This window comes from Paraburkholderia sp. CNPSo 3076 (assembly GCF_026343935.1).
Taxonomy (GTDB): Bacteria; Pseudomonadota; Gammaproteobacteria; order Burkholderiales; family Burkholderiaceae; genus Paraburkholderia; species Paraburkholderia nodosa.
Map to the genome: position 1 here is coordinate 90,057 of NZ_JAPMAL010000029.1, position 17,279 is coordinate 107,335.

General features: G+C 65.7%; 15 protein-coding genes and 3 tRNA genes. 10 read left to right on the top strand and 8 right to left on the bottom strand.

What is annotated here, in order from left to right; translation table 11 throughout:
* The first annotated feature begins 16 nt into the window (after positions 1 to 16).
* A complete protein-coding gene (gene nagZ, locus M3A49_RS30235; protein ID WP_254354926.1) occupies positions 17 to 1,057 on the top strand; it encodes a beta-N-acetylhexosaminidase in 1,041 nt (346 codons plus the stop codon).
* A 90-nt stretch (positions 1,058 to 1,147) separates the two neighbouring features.
* On the opposite strand, the gene M3A49_RS30240 is transcribed toward nagZ, so the two are convergent.
* The 4 genes from M3A49_RS30240 to earP all read right to left on the bottom strand — a co-directional run bounded on the left by M3A49_RS30240 (position 1,148) and on the right by earP (position 5,285).
* Positions 1,148 to 2,533 (bottom strand): sigma-54-dependent transcriptional regulator, encoded by a 1,386-nt coding sequence (locus tag M3A49_RS30240; protein ID WP_028206672.1) that lies wholly within the window; start codon positions 2,531 to 2,533, stop codon positions 1,148 to 1,150.
* Positions 2,534 to 2,862: 329 nt separating this feature from the next.
* On the bottom strand, positions 2,863 to 3,072 hold the full coding sequence (locus M3A49_RS30245) for a CsbD family protein (protein WP_028206671.1): 210 nt from the start codon (positions 3,070 to 3,072) through the stop codon (positions 2,863 to 2,865).
* Between the two features lie 301 nt (positions 3,073 to 3,373).
* Complete coding sequence (efp, locus tag M3A49_RS30250; protein WP_028206670.1) at positions 3,374 to 3,931, bottom strand: elongation factor P; 558 nt, start codon at positions 3,929 to 3,931, stop codon at positions 3,374 to 3,376.
* Between the two features lie 169 nt (positions 3,932 to 4,100).
* Positions 4,101 to 5,285 carry an elongation factor P maturation arginine rhamnosyltransferase EarP gene (gene earP / locus M3A49_RS30255; protein ID WP_266232257.1) on the bottom strand — a complete coding sequence of 395 codons (1,185 nt, stop codon included), beginning with the start codon at positions 5,283 to 5,285 and terminating at the stop codon, positions 4,101 to 4,103.
* 202 nt (positions 5,286 to 5,487) lie between these two features.
* On the opposite strand from earP, the gene uvrC reads away from it, so the two are divergent.
* The 7 genes from uvrC (at position 5,488) to M3A49_RS30290 (ending at position 10,027) form a co-directional block, all read left to right on the top strand.
* Positions 5,488 to 7,719 (top strand): excinuclease ABC subunit UvrC, encoded by a 2,232-nt coding sequence (uvrC, locus tag M3A49_RS30260; protein WP_266232258.1) that lies wholly within the window; start codon positions 5,488 to 5,490, stop codon positions 7,717 to 7,719.
* Between the two features lie 123 nt (positions 7,720 to 7,842).
* Positions 7,843 to 8,433, top strand: a complete 591-nt coding sequence (pgsA, locus tag M3A49_RS30265; RefSeq protein WP_042261239.1) for a CDP-diacylglycerol--glycerol-3-phosphate 3-phosphatidyltransferase — start codon at positions 7,843 to 7,845, stop codon at positions 8,431 to 8,433.
* A gap of 177 nt (positions 8,434 to 8,610) precedes the next feature.
* Positions 8,611 to 8,686 (top strand) — tRNA-Gly (locus M3A49_RS30270).
* An 82-nt stretch (positions 8,687 to 8,768) separates the two neighbouring features.
* A tRNA-Gly gene (locus tag M3A49_RS30275) sits at positions 8,769 to 8,844 on the top strand.
* Between the two features lie 138 nt (positions 8,845 to 8,982).
* Positions 8,983 to 9,056 (top strand) — tRNA-Cys (locus M3A49_RS30280).
* A gap of 124 nt (positions 9,057 to 9,180) precedes the next feature.
* Positions 9,181 to 9,453, top strand: coding sequence for a DUF2164 domain-containing protein (locus M3A49_RS30285; RefSeq protein WP_028206666.1), 273 nt, complete (start codon positions 9,181 to 9,183; stop codon positions 9,451 to 9,453).
* An 85-nt stretch (positions 9,454 to 9,538) separates the two neighbouring features.
* A complete protein-coding gene (locus M3A49_RS30290; protein WP_254354922.1) occupies positions 9,539 to 10,027 on the top strand; it encodes a GNAT family N-acetyltransferase in 489 nt (162 codons plus the stop codon).
* Positions 10,028 to 10,066: 39 nt separating this feature from the next.
* On the opposite strand, the gene M3A49_RS30295 is transcribed toward M3A49_RS30290, so the two are convergent.
* The 3 genes from M3A49_RS30295 to M3A49_RS30305 form a co-directional block, all read right to left on the bottom strand.
* Complete coding sequence (locus tag M3A49_RS30295) at positions 10,067 to 10,951, bottom strand: cytochrome c oxidase assembly protein (protein ID WP_266232279.1); 885 nt, start codon at positions 10,949 to 10,951, stop codon at positions 10,067 to 10,069.
* 87 nt (positions 10,952 to 11,038) lie between these two features.
* Positions 11,039 to 11,506, bottom strand: coding sequence for a copper chaperone PCu(A)C (locus M3A49_RS30300; RefSeq protein WP_028206663.1), 468 nt, complete (start codon positions 11,504 to 11,506; stop codon positions 11,039 to 11,041).
* A 66-nt stretch (positions 11,507 to 11,572) separates the two neighbouring features.
* Complete coding sequence (locus tag M3A49_RS30305; RefSeq protein WP_416339044.1) at positions 11,573 to 12,157, bottom strand: SCO family protein; 585 nt, start codon at positions 12,155 to 12,157, stop codon at positions 11,573 to 11,575.
* 368 nt (positions 12,158 to 12,525) lie between these two features.
* Here M3A49_RS30305 and otsB point away from each other — a divergent pair, with 368 nt between their 5' ends.
* Positions 12,526 to 13,278: a trehalose-phosphatase gene (gene otsB, locus M3A49_RS30310; protein ID WP_028206661.1), complete on the top strand. Its 753-nt coding sequence runs from the start codon at positions 12,526 to 12,528 to the stop codon at positions 13,276 to 13,278.
* 112 nt (positions 13,279 to 13,390) lie between these two features.
* Positions 13,391 to 14,821, top strand: coding sequence for an alpha,alpha-trehalose-phosphate synthase (UDP-forming) (otsA, locus tag M3A49_RS30315; protein ID WP_266232259.1), 1,431 nt, complete (start codon positions 13,391 to 13,393; stop codon positions 14,819 to 14,821).
* 127 nt (positions 14,822 to 14,948) lie between these two features.
* Here the strand turns inward: otsA and M3A49_RS30320 are convergent, their stop codons facing one another.
* Positions 14,949 to 16,784 carry an ABC transporter ATP-binding protein gene (locus tag M3A49_RS30320; RefSeq protein WP_266232260.1) on the bottom strand — a complete coding sequence of 612 codons (1,836 nt, stop codon included), beginning with the start codon at positions 16,782 to 16,784 and terminating at the stop codon, positions 14,949 to 14,951.
* Positions 16,785 to 17,279: the final 495 nt, after the last annotated feature.

Below are 17,279 nucleotides of genomic sequence, written 5' to 3' on the forward strand. Positions count from 1 at the left end.
TACGCAAAACTCATCGATGAAGAACAATCCCGGGCCAGTAATGCTCGACGTGGTCGGCACCACGCTGAACGACGACGACGTGCGCCGCCTCGCGCACCCGATGACCGGCGGCGTGATCCTGTTCGCGCGCCATTACGAGAACCGTGCGCAGCTCGTCGCGCTGACCGACGCCATTCGCTCGGTGCGCGAGGACCTGCTGATCGCCGTCGACCATGAAGGCGGCCGCGTGCAGCGCTTTCGCACCGACGGCTTCACCGTACTGCCGGCCATGGGGCGCCTCGGCGCGTTGTGGGACAAGGACGTGCTGCTCGCCACCAAGCTCGCGACGGCAGTCGGCTACATCCTCGCGAGCGAACTGCGCGCGTGCGGCATCGATCTTTCCTTCACGCCGGTCCTCGATCTCGGCTATGGCCAGTCGAAGGTGGTCGGCGATCGCGCGTTCCATCGCGATCCGCGCGTCGTCACGCTGCTCGCCAAGAGTCTCAATCACGGGCTTTCGCTTGCGGGCATGGCCAATTGCGGCAAGCATTTCCCGGGTCACGGCTTCGCGACGGCGGACTCGCACGTCGCGGTGCCTGTCGACGAGCGTCCGCTCGAAGCGATCCTCGGCGAAGACGCGCAGCCTTACGACTGGCTCGGCCTCTCTCTCACGGCGGTGATGCCGGGGCACGTGATTTATCCGAAGGTCGATTCGAAGCCCGCGGGCTTCTCGCGCATCTGGGTCGAGGAGATTCTGCGCAAGCGGCTGCGCTTCACGGGCGCGATCTTCAGCGACGACCTCTCGATGGAGGCCGCGCGCCAGGGCGGTACGCTCACCGAGGGCGCGCGCGCCGCGCTCGAAGCGGGCTGCGACATGGTGCTGATCTGCAACCAGCCGCACGAGGCCGAAAAGGTGCTCGACGCGTTGCGCACCATCGAGCCGCGCCGCGCCGCCAAGGCTTCGGGCCTGCGCATCAAGCGCATGCGCGCGCGCGGCAAGGCGCAGCGCTGGGACAGGATGGTGGCGGACCCGGGGTACGTCGAGGCGCAGGCATTGCTGCGCAGCGTGCTGCCTTGATGCCCTGATTACCGCGTCGGCGCAATGAAAAAAGGCTGTCCTTCGGAAACGAAGGGCAGCCTTTTTACAGCGTGCGGGCGTTCTGCCGATTCAGTTCAGCCGCATGCGCTGGAGCTTGTTGTAGAGCGTCTTGGGGCTGATGCCGAGCAGTGACGCGGCGCGGTGCCGCGTGCCGCCCACGGCGTCGAGCGTCGCGCGGATCAGCATTTCCTCCACGTCGGCGAGCGGCGTGCCCACGGTGACCTGCACGCGGCCGCCGTTCATCTCGCGCGGGCCCGCGCCGCTGCTTTCCTCGGCCTGCAACGTTTCCAGCACCTCGCCCGAGGCGTGCCACGCGCGCCTCACGCGTTCGTGCAGTTCGCGTACATTGCCGGGCCAGTCATACGCAAGGCACTCGCGGACGAACGAGGGCGCGACGAGCCGCGTCGCGCCGGCCAATCCGTGCGCCTGGGCTTCCTGATTGAGCTCGTCGATGCACGCGAGCGCGAGCAGGGCGGCGTCGTCGTCACGCTCTCGCAGCGGCGGCAGCGGGATCGCCGCAGCATCGAGCCGCAGCCACAGATCGTCGTGCAGCGCGCCCTGCTGGACGGCTTCGCGCGGGTTCGCACGGGTTGCCGCGATCAGGCGGAAATCGGTGCCCACCTCGCTGTTGCCGCCCACACGCATGAAAGTCTGCGAATCGAGCGCGCGCAGCAGCGTTTCCTGCTGCTCGCGCGGCAGGTCGGTCAGCTCGTCGATGAAGAGCGTGCCGCCGCTCGCCTGATCGACGAGACCCGGCTCGCGCTGCTCCGCGCCCGTGAACGCGCCGCGCTCGTGGCCGAACAGCACGCTAGCAAGCGGCCGGCCTGCGGCCGTCTCGGCTACGAGCGAGCGCGCATCACACACGATGAAGGGCCCCTTGCGGCGGCGGCTCAGCTGATGCAGCGTGCGCGCGGCGACTTCCTTGCCCGTGCCGGCTTCGCCGTGCACGAGCAGCGCCGCTTCGGTGGGCGCGAGCTGTTCGAGCGTGTCGTAGACATGCTGGATCGCGCTGCTGCGCCCGAGCATCGGCCCGAAGTGGCCCATCTGGCGCAGTGTGGCGCGCAGCGCGCGGACTTCCTCGGTCAGTTCGTAGGGACGCGGAATGCGCGCGAGCAGGCTGCGCAGGCGCGGAATGTTGACGGGCTTGAGCAGATAGTCCCAGATGCCGTGGCGCAGGCCTTCGATTGCGCTTTCGACCGTGGCGTTGCCGGTCATCACGATCACGGGCAGCGCGCCGCCTGGCGGCTGCGCGGGCAAATGCGGCAGCAACTCGAGGCCGCCGCCATCGGGCAGGTTCAGATCGACGAGTACGACGTCGGGGATAAAGCGCGCAAGTGCGGCGCGCGCCTCGGCGAGGGTGGCAGCGGTGTCGACGGAGAACCCGTCGGCCGACAGGATCGCAGAGAGTCCTGACAGGCTATTGGGATCGTCTTCGACAATCAGGGCGTGTGGCATGGCGGTAGCGGCTTACGGATGAGCGCAGTCGCGCCGGCGCTGCGCGCGCGGGGACGCGCACGCGCCCCACCAGGCAGCCGCGCGGCGCGCAGAAGCGCGGCACGATGCGAAAGATTTCACCGAGATCACGGAGATGTCTCGTAGCAGGGTGTTCAGTTCCGGTCCTCCCAGTTGTGCTGCGCCAGAGCGGGGGCGCGACGGCGTTGCCCGGCAGCGAGGCGGCCGGGCAGCAGTGCATGCCCGAAGCGCCAGGCGCTTTGGCATGCGTGCAACCCCCTGCTTACCTGCGAGTGGGCGACGACCGTACCGGCCATGCCGTGGACGGTGCGTCAGTCGCGCGGGCGGTGCGCGTCGAACCAGCGGCGCACTTCCAGTTCTGCCTCGTCACGCGTCTTGCCGTAACGTTCCTGGATAAGCCCGGCGAGCCGATCCGCACGGCCTTCGGCTTTTGCGAGTTCGTCGTCCGTCAACTCGCCCCATGCCGCTTTGGCCTTGCCGATCAACTGCTTCCACTTGCCTTCGGCAATGTCGTTATTCATTGTGTTTCTCCTGATAAGGGGAAAGAGTATGGAACGCATGCCCTATCACCTCACAGCAGAAACCGTGCCGCGAGTGTCACTTTGACCGGTGCGCGCCGCGCTTGCTCGCCGCTTGCCCGCTGAAGACGGCAAGCATGCAATTCGTTGCGCATAACCGGTAAGGTTTTCCGTAGCACTCTCAAACATACACGTTCGGCAAAAAAAGAAAAAGCGCCCCGAGTGGGCGCTTTCATAGCGGTGTCCGCCTTTTGCCGCCAGAGCAGCGGGCGGACGCCGTATTGGCCTGAGGTGCCTTTAGGCTTTAGGCGCGGCTGCGGTACTCGTTCGTACGCGTGTCGATTTCGATCTTGTCGCCGATGTTGCAGAAGAGCGGCACTTGCAGCTCGAAGCCGGTGTTCAGCTTGGCGGTCTTCAGGACCTTGCCCGACGACGTGTCGCCCTTGACGGCCGGTTCCGTGTAGATGATCTCGCGCACCAGCACGGTCGGCAGTTCGACCGAGATGGCCTTCTCGTTGTAGAACACGACTTCGCAGCCCATGCCGTCTTCGAGGTAGTTCAGGGCGTCGCCCATCATCTCGCCTTCGACTTCGAACTGGTTGTAGTCGGCGTCCATGAACACGTACATCGGGTCGGCGAAGTACGAGTACGTCACTTCCTTGCGATCCAGCACGACGACGTCGAACTTGTCGTCCGCCTTGTACACGGTTTCCATGCCCGCGCCGGTCAGCAGGTTCTTGAACTTCATCTTCACGACGGCGGAATTGCGGCCCGATTTGTTGTATTCGGCCTTCTGCACGACCATTGCGTCGTTACCGATCATCACGACGTTGCCGACGCGGAGTTCCTGTGCGGTCTTCATAGTAAAAAACTGTCCTGTCCAGATTGAGTAGCTTGGAGTGTGCTCGACGGCAAACGTCGCAAGCGGATTCGGTTGATGCTGCTGGGTAGTTGCTGCGACCCCCTTTCATGCATGCACGATGAGGGCGCGAAACTCGAAGCGCTTGAGACGGCTGCCGTCGGATAACCGCTTATTTTAACTGACTTTTTGCGAATTCGGCGAGATTTCCGGCGAGATCGCCAACCTGCCCGAGTTCGACGGCCCAGGCGTTCGCGCGCGCCGCGTAGAGGGGCAAATGCTGTGCAAAATCGGCCCAGTCCAGCGTGCCGCGGCCATTCCACGCATGCCAGAAGCGTTCGAGTGCGGCACGCGGCGCCTTCGGCAGCGTGCGGCCGTAGTGCGCGAGCGCGGCGTCGAGCTTCGGCAGATGGGCATCGTCGGCTTGCGGATAGATGTGCCACACGAACGGTCGCGCGGCCCATTGCGCGCGCACGAACGAGTCCTCGCCGCGCACGAAGTTGAGGTCGCTCGCCCAGAGCAGAGGGTCGTAACTGCGCTGCTCGGTGAAAGCCAATGCGTGCGCGCGCAGCGCGCCGCGCGTGGCCTGCGAGCCTGCGCCGAACGCCGGCTCGCCGAAAAAGCGCGCGAGCGCGCCAGAGATGCGGCCCTCCGGCACGAGCAGGACCACCGGTTTCGCGCCGTCGCGCCATTGCTCGAGCAGCGGGTCGACGGCGGGGTTCTCATAGGCGAAAAGCGAGATCACGGTCGCTTCCGGGCCGGGCGGCGGGCCGCCCGTGGCGCGCTGCCACCATGCGGCGCGCTTGTCGGGCGAGCGCTCGAAGTCCGCGCGCCCGGCATCGAGCGTGCGCTCCTTGAGTACGCCCCCCGTGCCGGGGCCGAGGCCGGGAAAGAAAAAGTGCTTGGCAAGCGCGTAGCGCGGGTGCGGCGAGGGCCGCAGATGAAAGTCGGCCACCCAGTCTTCGGCGCTCAAGTATTCGAGATTGAGCCAGACGGGCTTGCGCGCGCGCTCGGCCATCGCCGCGACGTAGACGCCCGGCAGCTCGCACGCGAACGCCTCGATCACGACATCGGCGATCTGCAGCGTGTCACCCGCGTGCTCGGGCTCGTGCCAGTGCTCGACGAGTACGCCTTCGACCGCTTGCGTGGCGCGGTCCGGGTCGAGCGCGGGGCAGAGCTTCTGGAACGCGTGCAGGTCGTCGACGAACAGGCGCACCTGCCAGCCGTGCTCGTGCGCGAGCTGGCGCGCGAGCCGCCAGCACACGCCGATGTCGCCGAAATTGTCGACGACGGCGCAAAAGAGGTCGCAGGCGATGGTGCTGGCGCTGGCGGCGGTGGGTGTGGGGGCTTCTGTCATGGGTAGCGTGCGACGCTGAGAATCAAGACCGCCATGCCGCAAGCGGGCGCAGAACGCCCGGCCGGCAAGTTCGGCGCAGGTTCCGCGCAGCATGGAATGATCTAAACTTGCGATTCTAGGACACAGCCATGAACGCGTCGCGACGGCGGCGCTGGGCCAGGTCTCACCTCTCTCTCGACGCACCGCCCGTCCCCGAAACTGGATGACCGACACCGACGTTTTCGACCCGAAAAAGGCGCTCGCGCAGTTGCCGCATCTGCCGGGCGTGTATCGCTACTACGACGCGCAAGGCGCGGTCCTCTACGTCGGCAAGGCGCGCGACCTGAAAAAGCGCGTGTCGAGCTACTTCACCAAGACGCAGCTTTCGCCGCGCATCGCGATGATGATCACGCGTATCGCGCGCATCGAAACCACGGTCACGCGTTCCGAGGCCGAGGCGCTGCTGCTCGAGAACAACCTCATCAAGGCGCTCACGCCGCGCTACAACATCCTTTTTCGCGACGACAAGTCGTATCCGTTTCTCAAGATCACCGGGCACAAGTTCCCGCGCATGGCGTACTACCGCGGCGCGGTGGATCGCAGCAACCAGTACTTCGGGCCGTTTCCGAGCGCCTCGGCGGTGCGCGAGAGCATCCAGATCCTGCAGCGCGTATTCCAGTTGCGCACCTGCGAGGACTCGGTGTTCAACAATCGCACGCGGCCTTGCCTGCTGCATCAGATCGGGCGCTGCACGGCGCCTTGCGTGGGTGCCGTCAGCGAAGAGGACTACGCGCGCGACGTGAACAACGCATCGCGCTTTTTGCTGGGCCGCCAGAACGAGGTGATGAAGGAGCTGGAGACGAAGATGCACGCGTTCGCCTCGGAGCTTAAGTTCGAGCAGGCGGCGTCCGTGCGCAACCAGATGAGTTCGCTTTCGACCGTGCTGCACCAGCAGGCCATCGAAACGGGCAGCGAGAGCGACGTCGATATTCTTGCCGTGGTGGCGCTGGGCGGCCGCGTTTGCGTGAATCTCGCGATGGTGCGCGGCGGCCGGCATCTGGGCGACAAGGCCTATTTCCCCGCGCACGTGGAGCGCGCGCTGACCGACGAGGAGGGCGGCGTCGCGGAGGAAATCGACAGCGAGACCGTGGTCGCGGCGAGCGCGCTGAAGTCGCTGCCAACGCTCGCGCGCAAGACGGTGGAGGACTACGTCGAGGAAGCACAAGCGGACGACGCACAAGACGACGCAGCGCTTGAAGCGGATCCGCTCGCCATCGCGGCCGAGCTTGCCGATGATGACGACGTGGCAAGCGATGCCGAACCTGCCACGCCCGCGCTCGAGGCGCAGGCGGATGCGCGCAGGACGCGCGAGATCGGCATCGAATCCGAAGTGCTCGACGCCTTCATCGCGCAGCATTACTTCGGCAATCGCGTGCCGCCTGTGCTGGTCGTGAGCCATCCGCCCGCGAACCGCGAACTCGTGGACGTGCTGAGCGAGCAGGCGGGGCACAAGGTCACGGTGCTGCGTCAGCCGCAAGGCCAGAAGCGTGCATGGCTTGCCATGGCCGAACAGAACGCGCGGCTCGCGCTCGCGCGACTGCTTTCCGAGCAGGGCTCGCAGCAGGCCCGCACGCGCACGCTCGCGCAACTGCTCGGGCTCGAACTGGACGATCTCGGGCATCTGCGCATCGAGTGCTTCGACATCAGTCACACGATGGGCGAGGCGACCCAGGCCTCATGCGTGGTGTATCACCACCACAAGATGCAGTCGGCCGAATACCGGCGCTACAACATCACCGGCATCACGCCCGGCGATGACTACGCCGCCATGCGCCAGGTGCTCACGCGGCGCTACGAGAAGATGGTCGCGCAAGCGGCGCGCGCCGAAGCCGACGAGGCGCCTCCACCGCCCGTGCCGGTGCCTGATCCCGCCGACCCGGATGCAGCGGCGCAAGCCGTGGAGGCCACCGAGGCCACCGAGGCAGTCGAAGCCCCGCCGCCCGGCGGCACGCTGCCCAACATCGTGCTGATCGACGGCGGCAAGGGGCAGGTCGAGATCGCGCGCCAGGTGTTCACCGAATTGGGTCTCGATCCGGCGATGCTGGTGGGCGTGGCAAAGGGCGAGGGCCGCAAGGTCGGCCTCGAAACGCTCGTATTCGCCGATGGCCGCGCGCCGCTCGAACTCGGCAAGGAGAGCGCGGCGCTCATGCTCGTCGCGCAGATCCGCGACGAGGCGCACCGCTTTGCCATCACGGGCATGCGCGCGAAGCGCGGCAAAACGCGCCAGACTTCGCGTCTCGAAGAACTGGAGGGCGTGGGGGCGAAGCGTCGCCAGCGCCTGCTCGCGCGCTTTGGCGGCCTGCGCGGCGTGATGGCGGCGAGCGTGGAGGATCTGGCGAGCGTGGAGGGCATCTCGCGCTCGCTCGCCGAGCAGATCTACCAGCAGCTTCACTGATGCGGCGGCGTCGTTGGCCAGGTCCGGCTTGGCCATTCCTTACGGTTGCTTGTGGCACGTGCGGCGACGCGGCACAATTGCATCTCCCATAATTGCATCTCCCCCGACAGATAGCGCCAGCCGATGCCGTTCAATATTCCGATTCTCCTGACCTGGCTGCGGATCCTGGCGATTCCGCTCGTGGTTGGCGTGTTTTATCTGCCGCAGACGATGCTTTCCCCGATGCAGCAGAACGTGCTGGCGATGCTGCTCTTCGTGCTGGCGGCGCTCACCGACTGGTTCGACGGTTTTCTCGCGCGCAAGTGGAATCAGACCTCCTCGTTCGGCGCCTTTCTCGACCCCGTCGCGGACAAGCTCATGGTGACCGCGGCGCTGCTCGTGCTCGTGCATCTGCAGCGGCTCGACGCCGTGATCGCGCTCGTGATCGTCGGACGCGAGATCGCCATCTCGGCGCTGCGCGAGTGGATGGCGCAGATCGGCGCGTCGAAGAGCGTGGCCGTGAATTCGCTCGGCAAGTTCAAGACCGCGTGCCAGATGGTTGCGATTCCCATGCTGCTGTTTTACGCGCCGCTCACGCTCGGCGGCGTGACGCTGTTCGACTCCCGCGTGTGGGGGGCGTGGCTCATCTACGTGGCAGCGTTCCTCACGATCTGGTCGATGCTCTACTACATGAAGCTCGCGTGGCCCCAGATCCGCGAACGGGGGAGTTTGTAACCTCTACGCTGTGAATCCCTCGTGTCTTTTTCCAAAAAGATCATGCGAAGGGGTTGACACGATTCTGCGGGTTATACATAATCTCACTTCTCCGCTGCACGACACAGTAGCAAGCAAGCAAATGCGGTGGAGATAGCCGAAGATAAGCGGTGGTTAAGCAAAGTCTGAAGCAAATATGCGGGAGTAGCTCAGTTGGTAGAGCGCAACCTTGCCAAGGTTGAGGTCGCGAGTTCGAGCCTCGTCTCCCGCTCCAGAATTTAGGGTGACGCGTTTTTTTTGCGGTAGGAAAAAACGCGGCGCCGAAGCAGCAAAAGTCGCAGTAAAGCAGGACATTTGCGGGAGTAGCTCAGTTGGTAGAGCGCAACCTTGCCAAGGTTGAGGTCGCGAGTTCGAGACTCGTCTCCCGCTCCAAATGCCAAGGGGAAGCAGCGCTTCCCTTTTTGTTTGGCAGGCTTTGATCAGCGTATCAAGCCTCAAACAAATCTGTCCGGTCGTTGTGGGCGCATGCAGTCTGCCTTCTGTTTGCCTCATTCCGGTCAGTCCGCTTCTGGCGCGATAGCAAAGCGGTTATGCAGCGGCCTGCAAAGCCGTGTAGGCCGGTTCGACTCCGGCTCGCGCCTCCAGATGCAAAACAAAAGCCACCTTCGGGTGGCTTTTGTTTTTTGCGCCCGTTTTCCTGCGCTTTTAGCGATGCGCTAACGTACGTAGCGCAAAATAGCCGGAACCCTTCCTCTCCGGTTTCCCGTCATGTCCATCGAACTCCCTGAAGACGCGCGCACCGAAGCGATCGCCTCCATTCAGCGCTATTTCGACGCCAACATGGAAGAGCCGATCGGCAACGTCGCGGCGGGCGCGCTGCTGGGCTTCTTTCTCGAAGAGATCGCGCCGGCGGTCTACAACAAGGCCGTTGCCGACGCGCAGGAGAGCATGCAGGCGCGCATCGTCGATCTCGACATCGATCTGCACGAGGAGCCATTCCAGTACTGGCGCAAATACGAGCAACCGCGCCGGCGCAAGTGAGCGCTGCGCTGTGGCGGGTTTGTGACGCGCGCGGCGCGCGGCATAATCGTGGTCATTGACGATGCTTTGATGGAAATCACCAACCATGACCGTGCAGTCCACCGCCTTGCCGCTGCCCCAATTCGACTGGCAATGGAAAGCCTTTGATGCGCTCGACGCGCGCGAAGTCTACGCCATGCTCAAACTGCGCTCCGACGCGTTCGTCGTCGAGCAGAACTGCGTGTATGGCGATATCGACGGTCTCGACTTCGGCGCGTGGCATCTGTTCGCATGGAGCGAGCAGGGCGGCGTGCGCGAGCTTGCGGGCTATCTGCGCGTGCTGCTGCCTGACGCGCAGGACGCCGACGTGCGCATCGGCCGCGTGGTGACGTCGCAAAACCACCGCGGCATCAAGCTCGGCAACGCGCTGCTCGAACGCGCCATCGCGCAGATCGAGCGTCAATGGCCGGACGTCGCGATGCGTCTGCATGCCCAGGCGCACCTGCAGAAGTTCTACGGTGCGTTCGGCTTCTCACCCGTTGGCGAGATTCACGACGAGGACGGCATTGCGCACGTGTGGATGCGCTCGGCCTGATTCGACGTCGATCGCACCTTACGCCGGCACTCAAGTGCTTTACGTGCGTAGGGTGCGCCCTTCCTCCTGACGCTCGCCGTCCGCCGGACGCATGCCGGGCCGCCGGTCCCGCTGCAAGCGTCCACGCGCGGATAGCCGCATCCAGTGGCGCAGCGCGACCAGCGCGCCGACCACGCTCATCATCGACCCCGGAATCCACAGCAGCAGCCCGCCGATCTGCTGGTCGCGCATGGGCGAGAGCCAGGTGAACGCGCGGCCGCAGATCGAGTAGACCGGGTAAAGCTCGTGCGGCGTGAAGAAGATGAACGCGCCGAGCACGATCTGCGGCGGAATCGCCGCGATCACGACGAGCACACGCTTGCCCGGCGAGAGGCGCGCGGGCGGCGCGGGGCGCGAATCGAGCACGAGCCACCAGAACAACAGCCCGTCGATCACCATGCTCCAGTTCATGACGCGGTAGAGACGCCAGTCGAGCATCGCGATGAAATGGATCGGCGAAAAGAGCCAGAAGTAGATGAGCCCGACGAAGAGCCCGACCGCGACGACGGGATGCATGACGATGTCGAGCGCCCCGCGCACGGGCCGTGCGGCGAGCGCGGGGCGCACGAAGCGCTGCCGCCATCTGAACGGAATGCCCGCGCGCAGCGCCGCGCCCGGGTAGGCGAGCGCGATGAAGAACGGCCCCAGATGGTGCAGCACCAGGTGCTGCACGCGATGCATGAAGAACTCGTGCTCGAAGTAGTAGTCGAGCCGCGTATGCAGCACGACGTAGAGCACGCCAAGCCCGAACCAGAACGAGATCTGGCGTGCGAGCGAGACCCGCGCGTGCCGCTTGCCGCGCACGAACAGCACCGCCGCGAGCAGCGTGCTGATCATCACGGTCGGTGAGGGCTCCCAGGGTTGGAGCCAGTAGAGCAGGGTCATCGCGAGCATGGCGGCGGCTTCATCGCGGATTCAACATGCTTGCGCGCGCAACCAGTCGTGTATGCGCGCGGTGGTATTGCTGCGGACTCACTGCCCCGCGGGCGGCTTGACCGCGAACGGCGTGTCGAGTGTTTCCCCGTCCGAGAACTGCAGCTTCACGTTCACCGTGTCGCCCGGCGCGACCTTGTGCTTCGCCTTCTCCAGCATCAGGTGATAGCCGCCCGGTGCGATGGCGAGCGTGCCGTGCGCTGGCACCGTCGCCTTGTGCACCATGATCATCTTCTGCGTCGAGCCATTCGAGACCGTCTGATGCAGCATGACCATGCCGTAGGCGTCGCTCGATACACCCACGAGGTCGACCGGCTGGTCGCCATCGTTCTTGAGCGTCACGTAGCCCGCAGCCGGGAGGTCGTTGGGCAGCCAGCGTACCCATGCGTCCTGTGCGCTCAGCGTGCCGGCGGCGGCGTGTGCGGCGGGCGCGAAGGCGGCGAGCGCACCGAAGGTGCTCAGCGCGCAGCCGAGCGAGACGGTGAGTGACTTGAGATTCTTCGTCATAACGTTTCCTGTTGCGATTGCTGTTGCGTCAAAACCCGATGATTGGACCGGCGAGGCGGCATGCGTTCACGCCGTGTCGTTTATGACGCGGCGCAGGTCATGCGCGATCGCGTCCGGAGAGTCGTGATCGGTGGCGAGCAGGCGCGCATGACCTTGCGCGTCGAACACATACACTGCCGAACTGTGCGTGACTTCGTAGCTGCCGTCGGGGTCGCGCTTTTCCATCTGGTAGGCCACGCGGTAGCGCCGCGCGAGCGACTCGATCTGGGCGTCGGTGCCGGTCAGGCCGCGCGCATGCTGGGCGTCGAACGCGCCGACGTAGGCGTGCAGGGCCTGCGGCGTGTCGCGCGCCGGATCGACGCTGATGAAGAGTATCCGCACTTTGCCGGCATCGGGGCCGAGCTTCGCTATAACCTGCATCAGGCGCGCCATGGTTTCCGGACAGACGTCCGGGCAATGCGTGTAGCCGAAGTAGACGAGCGTCGTGCGTCCGCGAAAACTGGCGCTCGTCACGCCCTGGCCGTTGTCGGCCGTGAGCGCGAAGTCGAGGTCGGGCAGATGGCCACTCACGTCCGTGAGCTGCCACGGCTCGCCCGGGTGCGAGCACGCCACGAGCAGCACTGCGCCAGCCGCCACCGCCGAGTGCCGCAGGTTGCGCGTGCCGCCGTGGAGGCCGCCGCACAGGAGGGCGCGGAACGTGCGCAGCGTGGACTCGAAGGTGGGGAACAAAGGCAATCTCGTCGACTCGATTGGATTACGTTGGCCGCGCTCGCTCAGACCACCGGGCTCGGCTTGTCGCTGCGACTGTAGCAAAATTGGTTCCGCGCGGTCGCGAGCGCCCCGGTTCTGCGGATCGCTCGCGTCGATATGCCGCATCTTCGAGTCCGGGATGCCTGCACAGGCGGTCAGCCCCTTACTTTCTCGATAATCGATCCAAGGCGCGGTAAGATTCGCACACTTTCCCTGGGCGCAGCCCGGGGCCATACCCGGCCAGCAGGCCGATGGGTGAAAAGAACGCAATGCAAGCACTTCCGGCAGTTCTGCCGCCTGAACAGACGGCATTTTTCTTCGATTTCGACGGCACCCTCGTCGATCTCGCGCCCACGCCCGATGGCGTGCTCGTCCGTCCGGACATGCTCGCGCTGCTGCGCGAGTTGCGCCGCGCGACGCACGGCGCGGTGGCGATCGTCTCCGGGCGCGGCATCGAGAGCATCGACGGTTTTCTCGGCATGCCCGATCTGCCCGTGGCGGGCCTGCACGGCGCCGAGCGGCGCGACGCCAACGGCGACACGCAGCGTGTCGGCTTCAACGATGAGCGCTTGCTGCACATGGAGCAGGTGCTCGCGGAGGTGGTGCGCACGCATGCGGGCATGCTGCTCGAGATCAAGGGCGCGTCGCTCGCGCTGCACTACCGCAACGCCCCGGAGCACGAGGGCACCGCGCGCGCCTCGACCGAGCGCCTCGCCGCCGATTACGCCGACGCCTACGTGCTGCAGCCCGGCAAGATGGTCTACGAAATCAAGCCGAAGGACGTCGACAAGGGCCGTGCGCTGCGCGCGTTCCTCGACGAGCCGCCGTTCGCGGGCCGCCGCCCGGTGTTCGCCGGTGACGACCTGACCGACGAGAAGGGCTTCGCCGTCGTCAACGCGCTGGGCGGGCTGTCGATCAAGGTCGGCGGCGGCGACTCCATCGCGCAGACGCGCGTCGACTCGGTCGACGCGCTGATCGGCTGGCTCGCATCGCTCGTTGCGGCCATGCCGGGCGCCCGGTGACCGCGCGCATGCCTCGCTTCATTGCCCACGTAGATCGCCTGACTTGCCCGAGCCGAGGCCTCGCCTCGCAAGCGCCACGCTTTCCTGATTTCCTGCACGGACCCCGCCCCTCATGAGCCGATTGATCATCGTGTCGAACCGCGTCGCGCCGATTTCCGAAGGCGGTCCGGCCGCGGGCGGCCTCGCGGTGGGCGTGTACGACGCGCTCAAGGAAACCGGCGGCATGTGGTTCGGCTGGAGCGGGGACGTGCTCACCTCCGGCCAGCCGCAGATCGCGCTCGAAGAGCGCGGGCCCGTGACCTTCGCCACCATTGGCCTGTTGCGGCGCGACTATGACCAGTACTACCGCGGTTTCTCGAACGCGACGCTCTGGCCCGCGTTCCACTACCGCGCCGATCTCGTCCAGTACGACCGCCACGAGTACGAGGGCTATAGTCGCGTGAACGCGTGGCTCGCGCAGCAGCTCGTGCCGCTGCTGCGCGAAGACGACGTGATCTGGGTCCACGACTATCACCTCATTCCGTTCGCCCAGGCGCTGCGCTCGGGCGGCGTGAAGAACCGGATCGGCTTCTTCCTGCACATTCCGTTTCCGGCCTCGCAGGTGCTGCTGGCGGTGCCGCCGCATCGCGAGCTGGTTCAGGCGCTGTGTGCGTTCGACCTGCTCGGCTTCCAGACCAAGCCCGATCTGCGCGCCTTCTGCGACTACATCGTGAACGAGGCGGGAGGCACGACGGCGATGCAGCCGGACGGCCTCACGCGCATCGAAGCGTTCGGGCAGACGCTCTGCGCGGGCGATTACCCGATCGGCGTCTATCCCGATGAGATCGCGGAACTCGCCAAGGCCGGCGAGCGCGGCAAGCCGGTGCGCACGCTCAAGTCCACGCTGCATGGGCGCAAGGTCATCATGAGCGTGGACCGGCTCGACTACTCGAAGGGGCTAGTAGAGCGCTTTCGCGCCTTCGAACGCCTGCTCGACCACGTGCCCGCACAGCGCAACAAGGTCTCGTTCGTGCAGATCGCGCCGCCCACGCGCGCCGACCTGCACGCGTATCAGGACATCCGGCTGCGCCTCGAGGCGGAGTCGGGGCGCATCAACGGCCGTTACGCGGAACTCGACTGGACGCCGATCTGGTACATCCACCGCCAATACGAACGGGCGGTGCTGGCCGCGCTGTTCCGGGCGTCGAACGTCGGCTACGTCACGCCGCTGCGCGACGGCATGAACCTCGTCGCCAAGGAATACGTGTCGGCGCAGGATCCCGAGGATCCGGGCGTGCTCGTGCTCTCGCGTTTCGCCGGCGCGGCGCAGGAGCTGTCGGGCGCGCTGATCGTCAATCCGCTCGATATCGACGGCATGGCCGATGCGCTGGGTACCGCGCTTGCCATGCCGCTTGCCGAGCGCCTCGCGCGCTATCAGGACATGATGGCCCAGTTGCGCGAGAACAATGTCTCGGTCTGGCGCGACCGCTTCATGCGCGATCTCGGCCGGGTCAGCGTGCGGCAAGGGGTGAGCGTTCCGCCGCTCGAGCGGGCGCAGGGCTGAGCACCCGCGCCTCGCGCACCCACGCGAGAGCAAATAAAAAACCGCTTCAGTCAATGCACTGAAGCGGTTTTTTTGCGCCTGGGCGCTGGGGCAAGGCCCAGCGGGCGAGACGCCCGCCTGCCCGGTGTCAGGCCACGTGCTTTTCGTCTGCCTTCTTGCTGCCCAGATGCAGCGTCGACTGCTTGCCGTACTGCTTGGCGAGGAGGTCGCGGTAGAGGCCCGGACGGTTGCGCAGCTCTTCCGGACTGCCGTCGTCGATCACCTTGCCTGCGCTCATCACGATGATGCGGTCGAAGTTGTTGAGCGTGGAGAGGCGGTGCGCGATCGCGATCACCGTGCGGCCCACCATCAGCCGGTCGAGCGCCTGCTGGATGGCCTCTTCGGACGCGCTGTCGAGCGCCGAGGTGGCTTCGTCGAGCAGCAGGATCGGCGAATTCTTGAGAATGGCGCGCGCGATCGCGATGCGCTGGCGCTGGCCGCCCGACAGCTTCACGCCGCGGTCGCCCACGATCGTGTCGTAGCCCTCGGGCATCGCCTCGATGAATTCGGCGCAGCGCGCTTCGCGGGCCGCGGCGAGCACTTCCTCGCGGCTCGCCTCGGGGCGCCCATAGGCGATGTTTTCGTAGATCGAGCGGTGCAGCAGCGAGATGTCCTGCGGCACGAGCGCGATGGCGTGGCGCAGGCTGTCCTGGGTGACCTGCGCGATGTTCTGGCCGTCGATCTTGATGGCGCCGCCCTGGGCGTCGTAGAAGTGCTGCAGCAGTGCGAGCACCGTGGTCTTGCCCGCGCCCGATTTGCCGATCAGGCCCACGCGCTGGCCGGCCTCGATGCGCAGGTCGAAATGGTCGAGGATCGACTTGCGGTGCGGATACGCGAAGGTCACGCCCTCGAAATCGACGCGGCCGCCCTGGGCCACGAGCTCCTTGGCGTCGTCGCGGTCGGGCATGCCGTGCGGCTCCAGCAGCGTCTGCACGGCCTCGGCGAGGCGTGCCACGTGCTGGGTCACGTCCACGAGCGCCACGGCCAGGTCGCGCGTGCCGTGCAGGATCGTGAAGCCGAGCGAGCTGACCAGCACGATGTCGCCCGACGTCGCCTTGCCCTGATCCCAGAGCCACAGCGCCCAGCCGAGCAGGCCGGCGGACAGCATGGCCGTGATCACGGCGTGCAGCAGACGCAGCTTTTCGAGGTAGAGCAGGCTCGAGCGGCGCGCGTCGAGTTCGGCCTTGACTGTCGAGCCGAAGCGCTTTTGCTCGCGGAACGTCATGCCGAAGGCGCGCACGAGCGCCATGTTGCCGATTACGTCGACGAGCTCGCCATCCACCGCGGCCGCTTTCGAGGCGAAGGTGTGGTGGCGCGACGAGCCGCGCCCGGCCAGCTTGAAGAGGATCACCGAAAGGATCGCCGAGCAGAGCAACAGGCCGGCCGCCATCAGCGGATTCACGACAATGATCATGACGATCGCGCCGGCCACGGCGATACAGGGCGGCAGCACGTTCCAGGCAGTGGTGTTCTCGGCCGTGTAGACGGCGTTCGACGTCGCGGTGATGCGGCTGGCGAGCGTGCCGGGCTGCTTTTCGGCGTAGTAAGTGGGCGAGTGTCCGCTCAGGTACTGGAAGAGGTCGCGCCGCAGGTCGCCCGTCACGGTGACGAAGGTGTGCGCCGCGAACCAGCCGCCGACCCGCCAGAGCAGGTTGTCGGCGGCGATCAGGCCGACGAGGATGGCGAACGCGGTCCACAGCGGGCCCGGATGATGCCGTCCCGTTCCGAGCACGTCGATCAGATGCTTGATGGCGTACTGCGAGGCAAGCGCGCAGCCGACGGCCGCGAACACGCTGGCGAGCACGACGGTGTGGGCGAACGGATGGCGCTTGATGTAGCGGAAAAGGAACGCGAGCGGGCGCCGCGCATAGCTCGCGAGCTTTGCGTTGTGGGCGTTACGCTGTGCGATGGTCAGATGTTCCAATTGATCGGGTGGTCGGTCTGACGGAATTTCGTCCGTGCAAGTTCAAAGGAAGGTAGCTGGCGCTGAGGCGACGAAGGGCTTCGGGCGCGCGGCAACGAAGGCGGACTTACCGCATTGTAAACACCCCATGCGCCTGGCGCACCGCCTGTGCCCGGCGGACGCGCATCATATCGCGACACGATAGCGCGGGATACAGATTGGGGACACGTTGTTGCAGCGGAGGTTCAACAGGAATCCCGGACCGTTTTAGAGATAAGGGTTTTAGAGATAGAATTACCGATTGCATCCGGAAAAGCGCTGTGCTTGCCCGCAACGCGCTGCGTGCCGCTTGCGAACCAGGAAACGAGCGGGATGCGCACCGTTGCCGCGACAATCACGCGCAGTTGTTTCCCGCAGCGCAACACCCAATCTAGAACTCTCTTGGAAAACAATGGGTTGCGGAGTGTTTCCGGTTTGTAACAACGTAAAGACTTTGAAATGATCTAGCCGGTATTT